The organism is Streptomyces mutomycini, from assembly GCF_001700505.1.
Classification (GTDB): Bacteria; Actinomycetota; Actinomycetes; order Streptomycetales; family Streptomycetaceae; genus Streptomyces; species Streptomyces mutomycini.
Genome location: NZ_MAPV01000046.1, coordinates 135 through 22231 on the forward strand (window position 1 = coordinate 135; position 22097 = coordinate 22231).

The window sequence follows — 22097 nt, forward strand, 5'->3', positions numbered from 1 at the left end:
TCACCTGGACCGAGCCGCTCAAGGTAGGTGAGGTCGATTCGTATGCGGCGCGTCATACGTACGGGATGGCGGAGAAGGGGTTCAAGGAGTTCCGTGATCTGGCGCGGGACAAGAACGTGGTCATCGATGTGCGGCCGACGAATCCGCTGGCTCCGAAGTGGCTCGAGGCGGGGGCGTTGCCGAAGCCGCCGGAGATCAAGGCGAAGACGGTCAACGACGTCGATGTCTTTCTGGGTGCTGATCCTGCGGTCGTCGGGCTCGTCGGTTATTTCAAGCCGGTGCTGGCTGATGTGGGGGTTGTTCCGGAGGGTGACCGGGACCGGGTTCTGTCGCGTTTCAACGAGCGGTCGACGGAGTTCCGCGAGCTTGCCGGGAAGATGGCGGGGTTCGAGGCTGAGAACAGGTTCTTCGTCCGGGACGGTGTGGTCTACGGGACGGGGGAGGGCGGCGAGAGGCGTCCGCTCACCGGTGATCACGACGTGTACGACATCTCCACGCCTGAGGGGGAGCGGATCACGCTTCCGGCGCATGATGCGCTGATCGATGAGATGCGGGCGAAGGACATCGCCGTGACGCACGGCGCGCACATGTTCTGGAATCCGCCGACGGCTTTCGACAAGTCGGTCTTCGACAAGATCGTCGGTTCTCATCAGGGCCCGGACGGCCAGCCGTTGCTCCGGTTCCGCCCCGGGAACAACAACGCCCAGCTCACCTGGACCGAGCCGCTCACACGGCCTCCCGGCCTGCCTGCGACCACGTTGGTCTCGCGGGAGGACGTGCGCGGACTCTCCTACGCGCCTTCGGCGGAGGCGGCCTGGTCGTCGTCGAGCGAACCGCTGCCGCTTTCCGAGCTCGGCCTCGGCCCCGAGGACACCGCCGAACTCGCCCGCCGCCGACCCGATCTGGTGCCGTCCGCGCAGAACCGGCCGGAGAGCCACGCCGAGAGTCTGGCCCTGTTCAGCAGGGGCAAGGGCCCCGTGACGACGCCCGACCCGGCGGACCTCGTCCGGGCGGACGGTCTTGCCTTCCGCCGGGTGGACGTCCCGGGTGACGGGAACTGCCTCTTCCGGGCGGTGCTCGACAGTGCGCGCGGTCGCGACGTGCCGCCCGCCTGGGCCGCGCGGAACATCGCCGGGCTGCGCGGCCTGGTGCGTGACCGCGTCACCGGGTCCGAGCTCGGTACCGTCGCCGACGCCCTCGTTCCGGACCCTGTGTTCACCGTGGTGGACGACCTGCGGGTACGCGCCCTGGCCGGCGTGACCGACGCCGACGAGCACCGCCGGATCACCGAAGCCTGGAACCGCGTCGCGCAGGCGGTCATCACCGACGGCGACGCCGGCCGGTGGCAGCAGATCCTGGCCGACAGCGACTATCCGCAGCTCGCCCAGGTGGCGCCCACCCCCGCCGACGCGCGGCGGCTCGGCGGGCGCGGTCTGCTCGCCGCGGCCGCGGAGCGACCCGGCCTGTGGTCGTCCCCCTTCGCCGACCTGCTCCCGGACGCGCTGGCGCACACCCTCGACGTCGATCTGCGCCTCGTGCGGCCCGACCCGCAGACGGCGGGCGCGCTCCTCGTCACCGAGCTGCATCCGGGCGGCACCGGCGGCACCCTGCATCTGGCGTACAACGGAAGCGATCACTACGACGCCCTGGTTCCCGCCCCGGAGCCCGCCTCGCACCCGGAAACCGAGCCCAAGCCGGACCCGGACCCGGAAACCGAGCCCAAGCCGGACCCGGACCCGGAAACCGAGCCGAAGCCGAAGCCGGACCCGGACCCGGAAGCGAAGCCGGACCCCGAGCCGGACCCGGTCACGCCCCCCGTGCCGCCGGTCTCCCAGCCGGACGGTTCCGACCCGTTCGGGGAATGGCTGCGCAGCATGGCCGGGATCACCGGTCCCGACGCTGCCGAGACCCCCGACCGGGGCGACCCGGTGCCGCTGGAGACCCAGCTCGAACGCCACCGCCCCGCCCGTCTGCTGACCGGTGACGACGCCCGTCCGCCGGGGCCGGCGCCGCGCACGGTCACCTTCGAGGACGGCAGCAGGCTGCCCGCCGTCCTGATCAGGCCGGGCGCCGACCCGCGCGACTCCGTGCCGGCACGGGCGCCGCAGGGCTCGCGCACCGGGCTGCTCACGGGGCCCGGCACGCTCACCCTGCGCTCGCCCGAGCTGGCGGCGCAGGAGATCCTCGACAAACTGCCGGCGGCCGTGCGTGCGCGGTTCGACGAGGCGGAGCTGCTGCGTCTGCTCACCCACCAGCCCGCGGCGTTCACCGCCCCGCGCGGTGCCCGCATCGTGGGCCGGGAGAAGTCCGGGGTCGGCCTGGAGATGACGGTCGAGGCGATTCCGTACCACCGGTGGGAACGCTTCTCCGACGTGGGCGGCGCCACGGTCCGGGTGGACACGATGCGGCGCGGGCAGGCCGGTACGGGTGGCGGGCGCAGCGTGGGCTTCGGGCGCCGGATCGCCGGCGGTGTGGGCATGGGGCCGCCGCTCAACTGGCTGCTGAAGATCGGTACGTCGCTGGGCTGGAGCCGCAGGACGGACTACACCCAGGGCACCACGGCGTACAACCAGACCGAGCACCGCGCCCACGAGGGCTCGCACCTGCACCTGGACGACGTCCACTACCGGGTGCGGGTGGAGCGGATCACCGAGGCGCCCAAGGCCACCGGGACGGACATCCGGACGACCGGTCCCGCCGACCGGCCCGCACCGGGGCCGCGTTGGCGGCGTGCCCAGGTGCACACCGCGGAGTTCGGCATGCGGGACGGGCTGAGCTGGCGGCTGCCGGACGACCTCACCGTGCCGTTCACGGGGCCCCGCCGGGCGCCGGAGACGCTGACCTTCCCGGACGGGGCGGAGCCGCGGCTGAACGACTCCGCCGCCCTGCACCTGATGACCCCGCCGGAGGACATCGCGCTGGCCCTCTCCGGGGCGCGGCCGGGCAGTTCGGCGCACCGCACCATGGTTTCGTACGTCCGCCCCGGCAGGCTGCTCGGCCTGTTCGGGCGGCTCACCGGGCCGGTCAGCGGGCCCGAGCTGACCCGGGGCAGCGGCCAGCACCCGCTGGGTCATCTGGTCGTGGAACGATCGGTGCCGCACCGCGCCGTGCTGGTGACCGAGTCGGTCAAGGCGGAGGTGCGCGACCTCACCCAGACCACGTACCAGAACCAGCGCGGTCACGTCCGCGAGACCAAGTTCGGATTCCAGGTCACCGCCGGTCCGAACTACACGCTGGCCGGGCCGGAGACCGACGTGCGCCTGCAGGGCGGTCCGCTGGTCCGCGCGGACCTCGCAGTCGGGCGGGGCCACTACCTGGGCACCGACGCGTCCCGCAAGGTCACCGGCCGGGTCCGCAACCATCCGGTGGCGCTCTACCAGGTGGAGCGCACCCTGATGGTCCGCAAGGCAGGTGAACCCTCGTCCGCGGCCCGGCCGGTGCGGGTGGTCAGCCTGGACTGGATCTCCACCCAGGACGCCCGTCGGCTCGCGGGCTGGGACAGCCGTACGCCCGGCCGGACGGGACCGAACCCGGACGCCGAGCCGCCGGTGCCGTGGTACCTCACCCGTGAGGATCCGGTCCACCTGGGGGGCCAGGTCCGTGCGGAGGGCTTCCGCCCGCAGGCACGTGCCCACACCCAGCAGCCGGCGACCGATCAGCAGACGCCGCCGCCCGCCACCGATCAGCAGACGACTCAGCCCGCCACCGGTCAAGCGCCCCCTCCTGCCACCGGTCAGCAGGCACCGCCGACGACCCAGCAGCAGACTCCGCCCGCGACCCAGCAGCAGCCCGCCCCGCAGGACGGCACCGATCCGCAGGACCCCATGCAGGTCTTCACGGACGCCGTACTGGACACCCTGCACCACTCGTACCCGTCGATGTTCGTGCCGCCCCTGATGCTGAAGCACCCCAGGCTGGCCCGGTTCTGGTACGGCGACGGACGGTTGCGGACCGCCCTGCACAACGACCGGCAGGTGCGCGAGGCGCTGAACCGGCCCACCCTGACGCAGAGTCTGGACGAGCTGACCACCACCGGGGTCCCGGTCACGCTCACCGAGGACGGCATGGTGCGCCGAGGCCACCACACGCTGATCCTGCGGGCGTCGCTGACCGACCGCCGGTTCGAGACGACCATGAGCGAACGGTCGCTGCGCAACGCCGTGATCGGCAGCGAGGTCTCCGGTCAGGGGCAGCAGGACTCCAGCACCTACTCCGGCGGTATCGAGGTCGGCGTCTCGCCGCGCGACCACGACAAGGTGCCCGGCCCCGAGCTGCCGCGCCGTGCCGGCAACGTCTCGGTCGGCGCCCGCTACGCCCGCACCTACCAGAAGGCCACCCGGAACACGGTCACGGTCGCCCACGACCACCTGACGTTCCAGAACGGCGCCGACCTCTACAGCTACCAGGTGGAACTCGGCGCGACGTTCGAGGGCCACCGCCGACCGCGCGGCTGGGCGCGGCTGCTGACGGTCGGTCTGCTCGGTGCGGGCGTCTTCGTCAGCAAGGTCGAGGAGCGTCCGCTGTTCAGCCGGGGCACCGAGACCGTGGGACGGGTGGAGCTGGCCGTGCCCGCCGCACACGGGTCGGACCGCCACGCGCCCGCCGACCCGCCCGCTGCCGGAACGGCTCCCGCGCCCGCTCCCACGCCCGCGCCGCAGCGCCTCTCCGCCATGGAGGCGGACCAGCTACTCGACGGCACCCGCCCGCTGCCCACGGAGGACTCGGACGGCAGCCGGCTCGTCCGGCAGCTGCTGAGCGCCCCGCACGTGGTGCTCAGCGCCGAGGGCGGCCCGCAGCGCCAGCAGCTGATGCAGGCCACCGCCGACCGTGCCTCGGGCACCTCCTGGCACGTCAGCGCGCCCGGCGCACCGGTCCGCACCGCGCTGCGCCGGGCGATGGCCAACCTCGGTGTGGCCGGTCAACTCGGCCAGTACCTCGGACCGTTCGGCTCCCGGATCACCGGGCTCAACGGCGCCGGACCGTTCCGGACGCACTACCTGAAGGCCGCGATCCGCGGCGAGCTGGACAACCTACGGGTCAAGAGCGATCCGAAGGCGGCCAGCATGGAGAGCACCATCGGCAACGAGCACCGGGTCGTCGGCAGCAGGAGCACCGTCTCGCGCGCCACGCTGGGCGTCCAGGGTGGCTACATGCCGTTGCAGCAGCTCCCCGGCAAGCAGGCGGTCGTCGGCTCGTACTCGTCCGCGCTGCAGTACGCCTGGGGCAAGGGCCTCGGCGTCTCGCAGGCCCTCACCCGGGGACGCAACACGACCCTGACCTTCGCCGGGCGGATGTACCTGGTGGTCGCCGACGCCACCGAGACCGTGGCCGTGAGGGACCGCTGGACAGCCGCGTTGGGCACGGTCGGCACCCGTGCCGGGGGTCGCGTCAGCTCCGCCGCCGGACATCTGTCCGAGCGCCTCGGGCGCGGCCTGTCGCCGCGCCGGGCCGCCGCCGCGCTCCAGCGGATCCGCGACGCGGTGATGTTCCACCTGCCGATGCAGGACGCCATCGAGGCGGGGCTCGCCCCGGACGGGCTGGGCCCCACCACCCCGAAGAACCTCGGCGGCGGCTACCGGGTGCCGGGCTTCCTGCGCGGCCGGCGCTTCCCGACCCACCCCAGCGGCCAGCTCGACGCGAGCCGGGCGGCGCGGGAACTGCTGCCGCGCCTGGAGAAGATCGGCGTGCCCTCCCACGACCGGGAGCAGGTCCTGCAGCGGCTCTCGCCGGACTTCCTGCGCGCCCACCTGCACGAGCTGACCACCGACGGGATGAGCCTGCCGGTCCGCTACCGCACCTGGACCAGCCCGCACCGCCTGCCGGTCGGGGGCAGCCCCGCGCAGGTCCGCTTCAAGCTGACGCCGATCACCACGACCGTGCAGCGGCTGCGTACGGGGTTCGAGCTGGAGGACTACCGCAACATCGCCCGCGACGACGCCGAGAGTGCCCAGCAGGACCGCGGCGCCGACCTCACCCTGAGCGCCGGCGAGCGCGCGGCGGAGAGCGGTGTGCTCATCGCCAACCCCTCGCTCCAGGGCACGGCGGCCAAACAGCGGGCGAGCAACCGGACCGAGACCGACGGCACCACCTCGATGCCGAACATCGCCACCACGCAGGCGCACGCGGAGATCGTCACCGGTTACACCCTGACCGTCACCATGACGGACGCGGCCGGTGACCCGCTCGCGCCGCGTGCCGTCGCACAGGTCGGCACCCTCAACGAGATCGCCCCGGCGGGTCTGCTCACCCCGGTCGGCGACGGTGACGACGGTGCGCTCACCGAGCAGGACGTGCCCGAACCGAAGCGCTCCGTACACCTTTTGACGGCCGACGAGGCCCGGCCGGACGGCATCGCCGCCTGGCGCACATCCGGTGACGGCACTAGCGGCCCCGACCCCGACATCCTGCCCTTCGACGACCGGATCGGCTCCGGCATCCTCGCCGTGGACATGCGCGGCGCGGCGGGCGTGCACGACGCGCTGACCCTCGCCACCGCCCGTGCCGACGGCCTGGGTGACACCGACCTCGGCGCACGGCACACCGGCAACGTCCTGGCCGCACGCCTGCGCATGGCCCGTCTCACTCCGCTCACCGGCCTTGGGACGGCTCCCGGGCAGGCACAGCAGGAGGCCACCTCGCAGGGGGGTCTGACCGCCGGGTTCCGCGAGGCGCTCGGCGCGGACGGGTCCCCGCTGCCCACCCAGTCCTCCGCCCGCCTGTTCGGCCAGTCCCACACCGCCGACTCCCGCCTCTACGCGAAGATGCACCGCCGTGGCGCGCGGCTGCTCGCCGTGGAGAGCAAGCCCCGTATGGAGGCCATGCAGCGGAACAAGACCTCCGACGCGCTGGAGGCCGGCATCACCGACAACGTCGAGGGCATGGTGGGCACCGCGCCGATGGCGGGCAACAGCAACGCGGGTATGACCAACCCCGGCGGCGCGGTCCCGATCGGCGGCGCGAACGACGGCACCACGCTCAAGGGCGCCACGGACACCACCCTCGGCACCCACGTCAAGGTCGTCACCGACCGCAGCATGCTGTTCGCGGTTCCGGTGAGCTGGCTGGCGGTGGCCGAGGTGGACCACCGGATCACCCACAGCCGCCCGTTCCGCGCGCTGGGCGCGGCCCGGCGCGGACCGCGCGCCGCCGAGGCCGGGACCACCGCGCTGATCTGGCTGCGCGAGGACATCGCACGCGACTACGGCCTCCTGGACGACAGCACGTTCCCCGACGCGGTGGGCACGGCCTGGGACGACATGGCCAAGGCCGCCGCCGACCTCGCCACGGCCGAGAAGGAGTACTACGACGCCCGCGCGCGGGCCCGTGAGGCGTGGCTCTCCCTGAGTCCGGGGGAGCGGAGCACGCTCGGCGACCCCTCCCCCCTCACGACCGTGCTGCCGCGGGACGTCGCCCGGTCCCCGTCCGTCATCGCCTGGCAGGCCGCCCGCGACGAGGTACGGCTGTGGGAAGGGCGGACCAACACCGCCGCAGCGGATCACCACCGGCTGCACCTCGCTGCTTCCCGCCTCACCTCCCACCACCAGGGCTCGGTCTCGGTCCCGGTGGCGGACGGGCCGCAGGAGTACGCCGCGCCGGGATGGCGCTCCGAGGCGCCGGAGCCGTACAAGATCACCGACGGCACCGGCTCCGTCCCGCGCACCCTCACCTCGCCGGACGGCGCCACGGTGCGCGAGGTGCACGACGTACCGCACGACGGCGCTTCGTTCTTGCACGCGCTGCTCGCCGTCGCACAGGTCCGGGGCCAGCTGCCCCACCTGCTCGGCAGCGAGCTCGCCGGCCGCTTCTCGGGCGCCCCCGGCGACCCGGCGGTCACCGCCGAGGCCGTCGACGCCGCCCGCGAGCGCCTCGCCTGGGCCCTGGGCGAGGACGGCAACGAGGATCTGCTCGACGCCCTCGCCCTGGACGTCGCCGACACCTTCACGCAGACCGAACTGGACCTCGCGGGCGTGGTACTGACTCCCGCCCAGCAGGCCGAGTTCGACGCCTTCGGCCGTCTTCCGCTGACGTTCTGGCCGACGCCCGACCAGCGCGTCGCGCTGGCGACCGCCGCCCTGGCACGCCCGTTCGCGAGCGAGCCGACCGGGACCGGCACCGTGCAGCCCGAGGGCGTACCGGCCCCGCCCGAGCGCCGCGCCGGGGACCACGGCGGCGCCGACCTGCTGCCCGCGCTCGCCGCGCGGGTCCTCGGCACGCCACTGACCGTGGTGACCGGTGAGGGCCGCGATCAGCTGTTCCTCCCGCACGGCGCCGATCCGGCCGCCGTCGATCCGGCCGCCGATCCGGTGCTGTTCGCCACGGAAGGCTTCTTCCACGCCGCCCTCCCGCAGGGCACCCCGGCCCCGGTCACCGCCGCGCTGCCGGCGGTGACGACCACCGGGACCTCCGGTACGGACACCGGCCTCACCACGACCGCGCAGCCGCCCGCGCACCGCAGCCACAGCACCGCCCCCTGGCTGCCGCCCGCCGACAGCAGCCGACCGCGCTACCGTCTCGCCCACGACGGCGTCCTCACCGCGCCCGACGGCGCCACCTACACCCAGGGGACGCCCACCGGACGCGGCAACGGCTTCTTCGGCGCACTCTCCACCGCCCTGCGCCACGCCGCCGGACAGCCCGGACTCGGCCGCCGGGAGGCGGCACGGCTGCGCATGCGCGCCGGAGCGTCGCCCGCCCAACTGCTGCGCCTGAACGGCCTTCCCGGCGATGTCGCCGAGCGCGACGCCCTGTTCGGGCCTCCGCCCATGAACCTGCGCCCCGGAGCACCCGCGCCGAGCCGTGAGGCCCTTGACGGCCACCTGCGCCGCCACCTCACACACGCACCTTGGGGCCCCGGGGCCGACCGGACGGTGGCCGAGTGGGCCTCCGCGGTGACCGGTGCCACCGTCACCCTCATCGAGGAGAACGGCACCGCCCACACCTACCCCGGTCCGTCCGCCGACGGCCCACACCTGCGACTCAGGCGCCGGGGCGGTGACTTCGTACCGCTGGCCGAGCGCACCCCCGCGCCGCCCGCTCCGCGGCCCGCGCCGCCCGTGTCGCATCAGGACCCGGCCACCGTTCCCCTGCCTCCGTCTCCGGCCGGCAGCGACCTGCCGGGACTCCCGGGGCTCCCGGGTGAGGAGGAGGCGTACGAGCTGAGCACCCTGTCCGGTGCCGAAGCCGCCAAGACGCCGGAAGCGGCAGACACCGAGAACGGGCCGTTCCCCCTGCCGCCGTCCGCGCCCACCCGGAACTCCGTTGCCGATGCGCTGGGGCAGTTCCGGTTCGCCGACGACAGCAGCGACACCGACAGCGAGGACGGTTCCCAGGACGCCCCCCAGCAGGAGGCGTGGCACGACCTCCTCTTCGGAGCTGCGGCCAGGCACGACCACTCGCCCGAGACGCTTGCCGACACGGTGTCGTCGCTGCGGGAACTCGCCCTGAGGGAGTCGCTTCCGTCGTCCGTGGCCACCGGCGAGCTGGACGCACTGCACGACCTGACCAGGCGGGTGCTGGACCTCGGCCCGGACGTCCAGGTGCACGGACAGCACCTGCTGCTCCTCGGATCCCTGGCCCTGAGCGCCTCCCCCGACGAACTGTCCGACGCCGGCGCCCTCGCCGACTACCTGACACAGCACGACGCCGTCCTGAGCCAGGACACCCAGGTGGAGTCGGAGGCCGGAACGGGGCGGAACTGGACCGGCACCGGGAACCAGGCGCCGCCCCTGAACTCCTACGCGCTGGAGGGCGAGGACGGCAGCCTGGTCACCTGGACCGCCCCCTGGACGGACTCGTACGTGGTCCTCGCCCAGGAGGGTGCCGACGCCGTTCACCTGATGACGCCGCGCGGCCGGCTCACCCTGGACGACACCGGTGAGTTCGCCCGGCTCGTCGCGCGGGACCCGGCACGGCCCCCGGGAGCCGATGTCGTCCTGGCGTTCCCCCACGGCGATATCGCGTTCCTGGCACGGCACGTCGCCGAACTGACGGGCTCCAGGGTCTGGTACTCGGAGCACGGCCCCCGGCTGTCGACGGACTGGCGGTCGGGCACCGACCACATCACGCTGGGGCCGGTCCCCGACGGCGTCGGCACGGCATGGGCCTCCGTCGGACCGGACGCGGACGACACCGGCGGGGCGGACGTCGCGGACATCGTCGACCTGTACGAGAACGGGTCCGAGCCCGCTGACGGGGTCGAGGCGCGCCGGCAGAAGGCGCTGACCACGAGGGACTACGGGGTCGTGGACCACCGCGGTGACGGCGTGCTCTTCCGCAAGCCCGGCGACCTCCAGGCCACCTGGCTGACCCCGCAGGCGCTGGTCGGCATGGAGGACGCCCCCGAACTGGCCATGTCCGTACAGGGCTACTACGAGACACTCGCCACCCAGCGGCCCGTCCTGCGGATCGCCTCGGACCGTACGCTCGCGGTCGAGAACGGGGCGTACGGCCAGCAGGTCTTCGCGACGGCGGAAGCCGTCGCCCGCGCGTCGGTCGGTCTGGCGCGCGCGGGCCTCGCGATGCGTCTGCTGACCGACGAGGACCTGAGCATCCTGCTGCCCACCCCCGACGGGGGCACGAAGCGGCTGTTCCGCGTGACGCCCGACTTCCTGACCCGATCCGGGCAGTCATCGGAGGAGATCTGCCGGGACTTCGCCGACATGCTGGCCGACAACGCCCGCACGTCGCACATGGTCTTCCGTGATCCCCGCACCGGCCAGGTGGTCACCGCGCCGGTCAACGCCTCCGACGGGGCCGAGGTCACCGGCACGCACCACCTCGCCGACGCCCTGGGCCACGTCGCGGACGGCGACGTGGCGCCCGACAGGGTGGATCCCGCCTGGGCGTCCTCGTACGTCCGCCGTGACGACCGGCCCACCGGCGGCGACGGCGGCCCGCTGCCCGGCCACGCCTACGGCAGCGCGCTCAGCCTCGACCAGCCGGACGACCCGCGCCGCGACGCACTGTCGGACGCCGCGAGACGGATCGGGGTCAACGAGCACGCGTGGGCCGACATCGGCGAGGGCTACGTCGTCCAGTCGGTCGCGACGGCCGGCGCCCAGGGCCAGCCGAGCCTGGAACACAACTACGCCAAGCCGCGATCCGGCATCAGCCGCTCGCACTTCGGCTACCACTTCGCCACCGTGGTCCTGGCCAGCGAGGACGGCAGTCACCAGATCTCCCTGGAGAACCACGCGCGGTCCTCGCAGCGGAACGCCCGGCACCGCGGGGAGGCGAAGGCGAACCTGCGGGTGCACAACCTGAAGGCTCTGCGGGAGGCCGCGGCGCGACTGCGCGGGGAGATCGAGCAGCGACAGGAGGCCGGCGCCGACGAGCACCTCACCGAGCTGCGCGCCCACCTCGACCTGACGCTGGCCCTGGTACGGGCGAAGCAGGCCCAGGCGGACATGCGCGCGGCGCCCGCCGACTCACCGGAGCGCGCTGTGGCCGAGCGGACACTGGAGGGGGCCACCCGCGCCGCAGCGCAGCGCATCGGCCAGCTCGAACAGGTCATCCCCGGCAAGAACCAGTGGTACATGCGGATGTACTCCCAGCGGCCGGGCGAGTCGGCCCACGACACCAACGCGGAACTGCTGGAGGAGAGGCCCGCCGCCGAGGCCAACCCGCTGACCGCAGTCGTGCTCCGCGGCCAGCAGTCACTGCCGGTGACCATCTCCTTCGAGAAGGGCGCCCAGCAGACACCCGACGGTGCGAAGCCCCCCATTCAGTACCTGGCCAAGATCGTGGCCAGGACGGCGATGTGGAATGCCGCCAACGGGCTGCCGCTCCCTGACGTCAAGGTCACCGGTCTGCGCAGCGGCCGTCTGACGGGACGGGACCTCGCGAAGGCTCGTGCCGAGGCGGTAGTGGCCTCGTTCCGGCAGGAACTGGCGGAGGCGCTCGCGGCGCTCCAGGACGGCACACCGCGACCGCACCTCACCGCCGACGTGATCACCGTCCATCCGGACTCGGTTCGCGGCCGCGGCTCCGCCACCGCCGACGCGGGCACCGGCACCGTGGACATCACGGTGGACGACCAGCGCGGCGGACTGCGGGAGATCGCCACCCGTGGTCCCCGCGGCCCCCGGTCCGGAGGCCTGCTGGGCGGCTCGCCCGACGACGGCCTCGACCCCGTGGCCGAGCAGTGGCCGATCGGCCGCCCGGTCACCGTCATGCGGCCCCGCTTCGGCGGCGTCGAGCCGGCCTCCGTCGTGCCCGCCGCCGCCGTCCCGGCCACTGACGCGCCCGCGAGCGATGTGCCTGCTGCCGACACCGGGACGGGGAAGGGCAAGGCCCCGGCCGTGTCGACCGCGGACGACGTGACGGCCACCACGGGCCCTCGGCCGAACCGGTGGTTCACGTACACGCGCCCCGCCGAGTCCCGCTCGGAGCCCTTCCGCTACGAGGTCGCCGACACCGGGCACATCAGGCTCCCGGACGGGACGGAGATCCAGCCCGCCGGGTGGACGCGGTTCGGCCACGACTTCGTCCACGAGGCGACGGGCGCGATCCTGCGGGGTGACAGCGGCTGGATCGGCCGCGTGGCCAACATGGACACCCTCTCCGTCGTCATGGCCGACCTGGACCACGACTCGGCGCCCCACCGGATCGCGGCGGACGATTCGGCCCTGTACCTGGTGCCGGAGGACGGCGGCGACACGGCCCTGCGTATCGCGCTCCGGGAGACCACCGATTCCACCGAGCCGCCCCGCGCCCGTCTCGACGACCGGCCGCGCATCGTCGTGCGCTCGGCCTTCGACGTGCGGCGCTTCACCCACGCCGGTGAGACCGTCACCGACCTGACCGTGCGGATCGCCTTCCGCCCGGGAGAAGGGGAGACCGACACCGACGCCGTCATGGCGCGGGTGCTCGCAGGCGTGGAGGAGTTCTACAACGGTCCGGGACACAAGCTTCCCAACGGCGACCGGCTGAACGTCACCGTGGAGGCGGTCCGAGCGGACGGGGACCCCCACCTGACGGTGGATCTCGTCGGCCGGGACCAGCAGATGAACCAGCGGGCGTGGTGGGCCGACGCCGACCCGGTGGAGTTCGCGCACGAGCTGGGGCACCAGCTGTTCCTGCGGGACGAGACGCGAGACGCGGGCAACGCCGACCGGCTCCACGCGCCGGGCAGCCTGCTCGGGCAGTTCCGCGAGCAGGCCCCCGACGGACTCGCGCAGAGCGGTCTGCGCCCGCGCCACCTCCAGCTCTGGGCGGCGGTGGCCGGAGACATCGAGCCGTACACCCCTCCGGAGGGGGCGACCTGGGCGGACGCGCGGAAGAACGCGCCGGCGGAGATCCGGGAGCCGGCATGGGTCGACCCGGTATCGCTCCCGGCGGCCTCCCCGCAGACCGGCCCTGATGGCGCGGTGCCGCCCCCGCTGCCCCCCGGAGCCGCCCTGCCCACACTGGCGGAGGCGTCCGACGAGTCTGACTCCGACGACGACGAGGACGACGACGAGCGGCCGTTCTGGGCCGAACCGGCCTGGCTGGACACCATGTTCGGCCCCCAGCACGGCACAGTTCCGCGCGCCCGCCTCCGGGAGACCTCCGAGGCGCTGTACGGCCTCGTCCGGGCGGAGGCGGACGCGCACCCGACGGCGCAGACGCTGCGAGACGGCCTGAAGCGCGTCACCCGTCAGGTCCTGCACATGGGGGGCAGGACCCGGCCGGGTCCCGCGGACTTCCTGCTGCTCGGCTCGCTGGCACTCGACGCCTCCTCGGACGACCTCGCGAGCGTCGACGACCTCGCCCTGTACTTCGTGGAGCGGCAGATCGAGACCGGCCGGGGCGCCCTGGACGAGGGCACGCTGCTGCGCGACGACGAGGGGAACGCCACCGGCCGCGACTACACCGGACCGGGGCAGCCCACCCCGGAGCTGGCGTCCTACGCCGTCCGGGGCCGGGGCAGGGTCATCCCGCGGCCCGCTCCATGGAAGAACCCGTACCTGGTCGCGGCCGACGCGGACGGCCGCGGTGTCGGGATCGCCATGCCGGGACGGACCTTCCGGGTGGACAGCGCCGAAGAGCTGGCGATGCTCATCTCGTACGACTCCCAGCGGCCCGGCGGCGCCGACATCGTCCTCGCACTTCCCCCGGAGTACGCCGCCGCTGTCGCCTCCCTCGTCGCCGGGACGACAGGCCGCCGCGTCTGGTACCCGGAGGCGCCCGTCGGTGTGGCCACGCATCCGACGGCCGGGACCCGCCACCTCATGCTCGAACTGAGCGAAGGCAACACCGGTGCCGGCTGGGCCTCGGCCGACCCGGCCGCCGACGGCGGACTGCCCGGCGCCCGTGATCTGAGCAGTGGGAACGACACCGACAGCGAGCCCGACCCGGACAGCGACGACGAGCGGTCCAGCAGCGACGGGGACGCGGAGTTCGACCGCATGGTCGACCAGGCCGTCCTCGAACGGCAGATCGAGGGCCGCCGCGCGCGGCCACTGACCACACGCGACTACGGAGTCATCGACAAGCGCGGCACCGGAGTCCTGTTCACCCAGCCGCTCCCGCTGTCCGTCGGGGAGGTCCGGGCCGGCACCGGCCCCGAGGCGCTGGTCCTGCCGCGCCAGGACCACGGCACCATCCCCATGGCCGGCCGGCCGCCCCTGCACATCTCCGAGGACCGGACGCTGGCGACGCTCGCTGGCGACGACGGAACGACCGGCCGCAGTCGGCAGGTGTACGCCACCCGCGCGGCGATCGAGCGCTCGTCGGCGCGGCTGGCCGCGGCCGGGGCGGGGATCCGTCTCAAGGCCGACGAGTCGACCGGCGTGCTGCTGCCGGCGGAGGACGGCTCGTACGGCGAGCCGCTGTTCCGGGTGGAGCCGGAGTTCCTGACCGCTTCCGGCGGTCCGGAGCACGCGTTCACACGGGACTTCGCCCAGATGGTGGCCGGTGAGGCGAGCGCGCCCCTGTCCCACATAGCCTTCCGGAGCCCCACCGGCGAGGCCGTGTCGACGGCCCCGGTGAACGGGCAGCACGGCCGGGAGGTCACCGGAACCCACCACCTGGCGCAGGCACTGACGGAGGTCGCCGAGGGCACGCGCGCCGCCGCCGACGTCACCCCCCGCTGGGCCGCCCGTCAGGCGGGCCGGGACCACCGCTTCACCGGCGGCGTGGTGGGAGCCCCCACGCCGGGCGAGCGCTACGGCCGTGCCCTGAGCTACGAGCCGCAGAACAACCCGCTGCGCACCCCGCTGGCCTCGGCCGCACAGCGTATCGGCGTGAACGAGTACGCGTGGGCGGGTGTCGGCGAGGGCTATCTGATCCAGTCGGTCAGCACCACGAACGACGGCGGCGCGCAGTTGTTCACGCACAACCACGCCAAGCCCGGCGACCGGGTGGGCCCGCACGCCTCCTACCACTTCGCGCAGGTGGTGCTGGCCAGCGAGGACGGCACCCACCAGATCACGCTGGAGAACGAGACACACTCCCGGAGCGAGATCCCGGCCGAGCTCCTCGACGACGTCCTCGACGAGAACCTCGACCGTTACGGCGAGGACGAACTCACCAGGTTCGCCCGTGCAGCCGAGCAGCGCGCCGCCGGGGCGCGGCAACGCGGTGCGGACGAGGCGGAGACCGACCGGCTGGACGGCTTCGCACGCGTGGCCAGGGCCCTCTCAGACGTCCACCAGGCGGAACAACTGCCGTGGTACTTCGACGAGGACCGTCCCGAGCACGCGCTGGCACTGCGCGAGGCGTCCCAGGCACGCTCCCGTGCGAAGGATCTGATCCGCGCCGCCGCGCCGGTGATGGACAGCAAGGACCTGTGGTCCTTCAGGGCGTACAGCAAACGTCCGGGCGAGTCGGCACACGAGGTCAACGCGGCGCTGTTGTCCGACTCCTCGCCCGCGGTGGCCAACCCGCTGACGACAGTGGTGCTGCACGGTCACGCGCCGCGCTGGTACCAGCAGGCCGTCCGCTTCGAGGAGGGGGAGCGCGGCGTCCCGGCCGACGCGGACGGCACGATCGAAGGCCTTGCCCTCTCGCTGGCACGCGCGGGCCTGTGGAACCGGGCTCACGGCCTTCCGTTGCCCTCGGTCACCCTCACCGGGCACGGCAACCGCTCGCAGGCCAGCGGCCAGGAACGGGCCGACGCCGTCGCCAAGGCGCTCGGGGCCAGGCTGGGCCAGGTTCTGGACACCTTCCAGACCGGCCTGAGCGGGCCGCGCGTCGGCGTACGGGACTTCGGCCTGGCCAAGGCCGCCAAGCGGGTGCGGAGCGCCACCGACCCCGCCCAGGGACGCGTGGTGACGATCGAGATCGACGATCACCGCCAGGTCCCGGCGGGGCCCCACGGGGGCACCACCCCTGTCGGAGAAGCGGCCCGATCACAGGAGCCCGCACGCACGCGCCCGGCGTCAGCCGGATCCACGACGACCACCGAGCCGCCGGTCACGCGGCCCGAGACCGCCGGATCCGCGAGCACCCGGCCCGAGGCCACGGAGACCGCGCCCACCCCCGGGCGCGCCAGGTCCCGGCCGCCGGGCGGATCCGTCCTGGCGAGCCCGGAGCGCAGGAACAGCGACGCACCCCCGTGGGTCCTGGCGCGCATCCGCTACGCCGAGGAGTCCGTCGCCTTCGACAGGCGGCTGGGCGAGTACCTGGCCGAACACGAGGCGGTCACCGCCGAGTTCCGGAAGATGGCGAGCGCCGCGTGGGCGGAGACGCGCAAGCGGTACCCGCGGGCGCTGGCGACGTTCGGCGACACCAGCAAGTTCAAGGCGGGCGTCGTCGGCACATCCCGCGAGGCCCTCCAGCGGGTGGTGCGGAGCGGGAACCTGCGGGAGCTCGTGGCGTTCCTGTACGAGGGGATCTCCAACGATCTCGTGCCGGAGATGCTCGGCGGCGCCGAGGAACAGCACCCGGAGATCGCCGCGGAGCGGCCGAGCAGACGGCAGCTCGCGACCTACGCCGAGTACATGCGGCGCGCCACGGAGATCCAGGCGTCGGACATGACCCCCGCGGAGAAGCAGGCCGCGCTCAAGGAGCTGCCGCCGCCCGTGACGGACCCGGCACGCCCGGACGAGGCGCGTCCGCCGCTGAGCGAGGCGGAGCGCCGGTTCGCCGTCGACGAGGCCGGACTGACCTGGATGCCGGCGACGTCGGTGTACGACATCGCGATGAACGCCGCCTTCCAGGGGCTCTCCGAGGATTCAGGCGGTCTGGTGGCGACCGGCACCGCCGGGTCCACGTACCGCTTCATGCTGCACGCAGCCCGCATGCGGGACCAGTGGGGCGTCGACCTGGACCTCGGCCTGATCCGGGCGGGGATGATGGCCATCTCGCTGACGGTGGGCCACCACACCGCCCACGAGGTGATGCGCGGCGCCCAGCTGGCGTTGAACGACGTTCCCGGCCATGACCCGGACCTCGACTACACGGACAACTGGGGCCGGTACTGGAACATCTACCCCCTCGACGAGCAGGAGTTGCGGGAGAACGTCGCGAGGGACGGGCTTTTCCCCGACGAGCACGCCCAGGCGCTTCTGGACGAACTGGAGCCGGGGCGCGTCACGGGCACCGTGACGCGTGAGGACGGCGGCAGCAGCCGCGCCGTACTCCCGCACCGCCCGGTCCACACGCGGCCCGTCGCCACAGCGTCGAACCGCCCGGTTCCGCAGATGCCGAACGCGCCCGGCGCTCCCGCCACCGGTCGGGGCACCGCCGCCACGCCCCAGGACGTCTCGCCCGACGACGCGGAGCGGCACCGCGAAGCGGTCCTCGACGCGCTGCACGGCCTGGGCGCCCTCAACGCCGTCGACCGGGACCGGACCGCCGAGGCGCTGGAGCGGCTGGACCGGCTGCGGTCCGCGGACCCGCAGCTGCGCGGCGGCTTCATGGACCTGGACGCGCTGGTCCGCCGGGTGCTGCTGCTCGACCCCTCCGACACGGTGAACGCGGCGGCGCGCGGTGCCCTGGTACGGCTGGTGACGGCCCCGTTCACCGCCGGAGTCGCCACACTTCCCGCGCTGTCCGCCCACTACCTGGCGCAGCGCGGCGCGTTCCACGCGGATTTCAGGCTCACCGACGCACAGGGCCGCCCGCGTGGCTGGAACTGGCTCGGGCGGCCCCTGCCGGCCGACTTCGACCCCGGCACCACCGGCCGGATCTCGCGCACCCCCGACGGCACGTCCGGCCACAGTGGACCCGAGACCGCGCCCTGGCTTCCCGCGCAGGGCCTCCCCGACCCGTACCTCGTGATGCTCGGCGGCCGGTCCGACGCGGTCGTGGTCCGTGGGCTCGGCGGGTTCGCGCGCCCCGTACCGCCCGAGGTCTTCCACGAGCTGATGGCCCTCGACCGGAACATGGCGGGCCGTCCGGGGCCTCTTCTGCTCCACGTCGCCCGGCCCACCGCCGCGTCCCTGGACCTGCCGCGCGGGCTCGCCGACCGGCTCGGCCGGGAGGTGTGGGCCACCACAGGCCGGTCGGGGATCGGGCGCCTCCCCGGCGCCCCGGACCGCTCGGTGGTCCTGCTGCTGGACGAGGAGCGGCAGGCGCCACGTGGCCAGTGGTTCGCCAACACGCCCGACACGGTGTCCACCCCACCCGTCGGCGCGGACGACGGCCAGGTCAGTGCCCTCTCCATCGCCCATCACGGCAACCGGTCCACTGGCTACATCTCGATGGACCTCGCCGATTCGGACGACGGTGGCTGGCGGCGGACGATGACGCACGGCCGGCTGGGGACGGTCACGACCTACACCCACCAGCGCACCTCCTACGACCCCAAGGGCCCCACCGCTCCCACGCCGTGGACCGCGCTCAACCTGCCGGCACCGTACTTCCCCAACAACCACGGTCTGCCGGGCTCCGTCACCTGGCACACCCCCGAGGGGGAGCGGACCGACGACGGGCCGCAGTTCGCCCGCAGGCTCGCCCGCCGCCGCAGCCTGGCCTCGCTCGCCCCCGAGCACCCCGTCGCGCTTCTCGTCTGCTACGCGGCGGCGCCTCCCGGCATCGGCGAGACACCCGGGATGCACATCGTCGGCGCTCCGCCGTTCGTGCCCGACCCGCTCTCGGTTGTCGCGGTCGGCCAGCACACGGCCAACGAGACGGGCCGCACGGTGTTCGCCTCCACCCTGATGAACGCCGCCGTCCAGCCGGCGGACGGCAGCCAGGACGCGTACATCGCCCTCCATACCGACGCGCGGGGCCGCGTCTACCCGTGGGTCATGTTCACGCCCGAGCCGGCCGGGGACGCGCTGGACCGGAGGGCCCGCGACGCCGGACTGCACCACGGCCCCGGGCCCGCCCCTGAGGCGGTGCGGGAGCGGACCCTGCGACTGGTCCGGGCGCTGCGCCAGATCTTCGGCTCCACGGTGGACGAAAGCCCGGAGTACCCGGTGCTGCTGCGCGGCATCGGCGCGCTCGACCAGATGCACCAGGCCGATCCGGGCCTGAACCGCGACGGTGCGCGCGCGTTCACCCTGGACCTGTACGAGCAGCTCCTGACCCGGTACCTCGCGGGCGGGCTCCCTCAGGGGCAGGCCCCGCAGTTCACGCCGGACGGCCACCGGAGCCTGCTGGCCGAGGCGGCGCGCCGCTGGGAGACGGGCCTGCGCCGGCCTCTGACCGACTGGATCGCGCTGCCGCACCTGGTCCACATGCTGGCGGACCTCGCCGCCGCACCGCACCGCGAGGACGTCGCCCGTCGCGTCCTGGGACTCGACGTCTCGGCGCCGGTGGGCGAGTCCGAGTGGTCGCGGCTGCTGTGGGCGTCGTTCAGGGTCGCCCTGGTGACCGGCCACGCCGATCAGGGCGCGTTCGCCGCCGCGGTGCTGCACCTGCCCGCCCCCGACCCGGCGCGGTTCGGCGAAGCGGTCCTCGTGGCACGGCAGGCGGCGGCCGCCGGCCGCGACCCGTGGCAGCTGAGCGAGGTGGCCGCCTACCACCTGGAGCAGCAGGGCGCGCTGGGGTCCGACCGGCTCCTGGCGGACGACGACGGCGACGCCTGGGGCAGGGCGCTGGACGGCGCGTCCCGGCCGCAGGGCACGTTCGACCACAGTGTCGTGACCCTGCTCGGGTACGCGCCCGACGGCTCGCTCGTGCCCGTCGGCACCGAGCCCGCGCCCTGGACGGCCGACCAGCACCGCCCGAGGCCCTTCGTGTACGTGGCCGACGGGGACGCCGGCGGTCTGCGGATGCAGGGACCGGTACCGCCCGCCGAATTCGGCGAACTGGTCTTCAGGGACCCGGACCTGCTGAACGAGGACGGATACGCCGAGGTCATCGCCGTGGTGCCGCACGGCAGGCCGTCCGGCGGCAGGCCGGTCGAGGGCAGCATCCCGGCCGAGGGCGCCCGCAACTCGGCCCGGAACTGGTGGGCCACCGACAGCGCCACCACGCTCCACCACGACCCGGCGACCGATACGTACACCGTCGCGGTGCTGCCGGGGCCGGACGGACAGCCGGCCACGGCGGGCGGCTGGGGGCGCATCATGGCCTCGGAGGGCGACAGCTCCGGCCCCACGGCCACGGCGGCCAACGCGCGGCCGGCCCGTACGCCCGCGGTAACCGGCGCTGCCACCGAGCTCGACGCCGCCTGGGACGCGCACGCGCGGGCGCTCGCCGCGCTCGGCGCGCTGGCCGCCGAAGCCGCGACGACGGAACGGATCAGCGGTGACGAGACGGTCGTGGCGGACGGCTGGGCCGGGGTCGACGAGGCGCGCCACCGGCTGGAGGACGCCGAGGTCCGGCTGTGGACCCTGGGCGTCGCTCCGGACGTGCTCGGAGCGGCGCGGCACACCGGTTCCGACATGGACGACGCGGCACCGGCCGTACCGAGGGACGCCGCCGAACGCCGGTGGGCCGCGGACCAGGTGACCGAGGCCGACCTGCCGCAGGCTCCGCCGCGGCCCGCCGAGGGCGAGACCGTCGGCCTGCAGGAGCTGAACGCGGCGGGCATCACGCCCTCCGTCGGCCAGCGCACCGAGATGATGCTGCGCGGCGACGACCGGCTGCCCGCGGGTGAACTGTCGCCGGTGGACCTGGCCCGGGTGCGGATGGTGCGGCCCGACGCCTGGACGGCCGCGACGGACACGGTGGCCGCGCACGTGTCGCGGCGCCTGTGGGCGCAGGCGTACGCCCGCTTCGCGGACGCGGCACCCGAGGGCACGGACGCGGCCGACGCCTCCCGTGCCTGGGACGCCGCCGTCGCCCTGGTGCTGCCGGCGGAGCCGCACGACGTCCTCGCCGACTCCCGGTACGCCGGGGACGGCTTCCGTGACGCGGTGCGCCGGGTCGCCGGTCACCTGTTGGACGCCGGGGCCGGCACCGGGGCCGCACCGGCCTCCGCCACGGAGCTGGCCGACAACCTCCGCTCCGGCCTGGGCCTGCGGCAGCGCTGGACCGAGCCCGCCACGGACCCGGTGCCGGTGCCGGCGGCGCAGTCGGGGACCGAGGCCGACATGACCGACTTCGACCTGTCGATGGTGGACGCCACCGATCTGGGCCCGATCGACTTCGGTGACTTCGACATCTCGGCCTGGAACGACCTCGACACCGGTGACTTCGACTTCGACTTCGACTTCGGTCCGGCCGGAACAGATCTCGCCGACCCGGGCCTGACTGGTCCGGACGCGACCGACGTCGACATGACAGGCATTGAGCCCACCGGCCCGGACATGACCGCGCTGGACGCGGCCGCAGGTCATCCGGTGTTCGCCGCGCCGGTGACCGCCGCGTCCGCGCGGCCGCTCGCTCCCCTGCCCCGGCTGAGCCTCGTGACGTACGCCCAGGGTGAGACGCGTCCCTCGGCCGGCACGGAGGAGAGCGTCGAACGGCTGGCGTTCCAGGTGGCGAGGGCCGGTCTGCGCAACCTGCGCACGCGCGTACCCCTGCCGAAGATCGACATCGCCGGGTTCGGTGCGGACGCCCGCCTGGCCGGGACCGCGCAGCAGCGGGAACAGGCCGCCCGGCAGAGGGGTGACCGGCGCGCGCGGACCGCGCGTGACCTGTTCGTCCGGAAGCTCGACGACGCGCTGAGCACCCTCCAGACGAACCTGCCGGAAGGGCGGACGCGACTGTCCGCGAGGGACTTCAGGATCACGTCGCGCGGCCGTGCGCGTCTGCCCGGCCGGAACGGCACCGCGGCC

At 74.1% G+C, this 22097-nt stretch carries 1 protein-coding gene (only partly in view); it reads left to right on the plus strand.

Translation table 11 applies throughout. The features are described 5' to 3' along the window. Nucleotides 1-65 precede the first annotated feature (65 nt). Nucleotides 66-22097: the 5' portion of a lonely Cys domain-containing protein gene (locus tag BFF76_RS07500; protein WP_079122336.1), read on the plus strand. It continues 11052 nt past the right edge of the window; 22032 of the gene's 33084 nt are visible here — the first part of the coding sequence; the start codon lies at nucleotides 66-68; its stop codon lies off the right edge, out of view.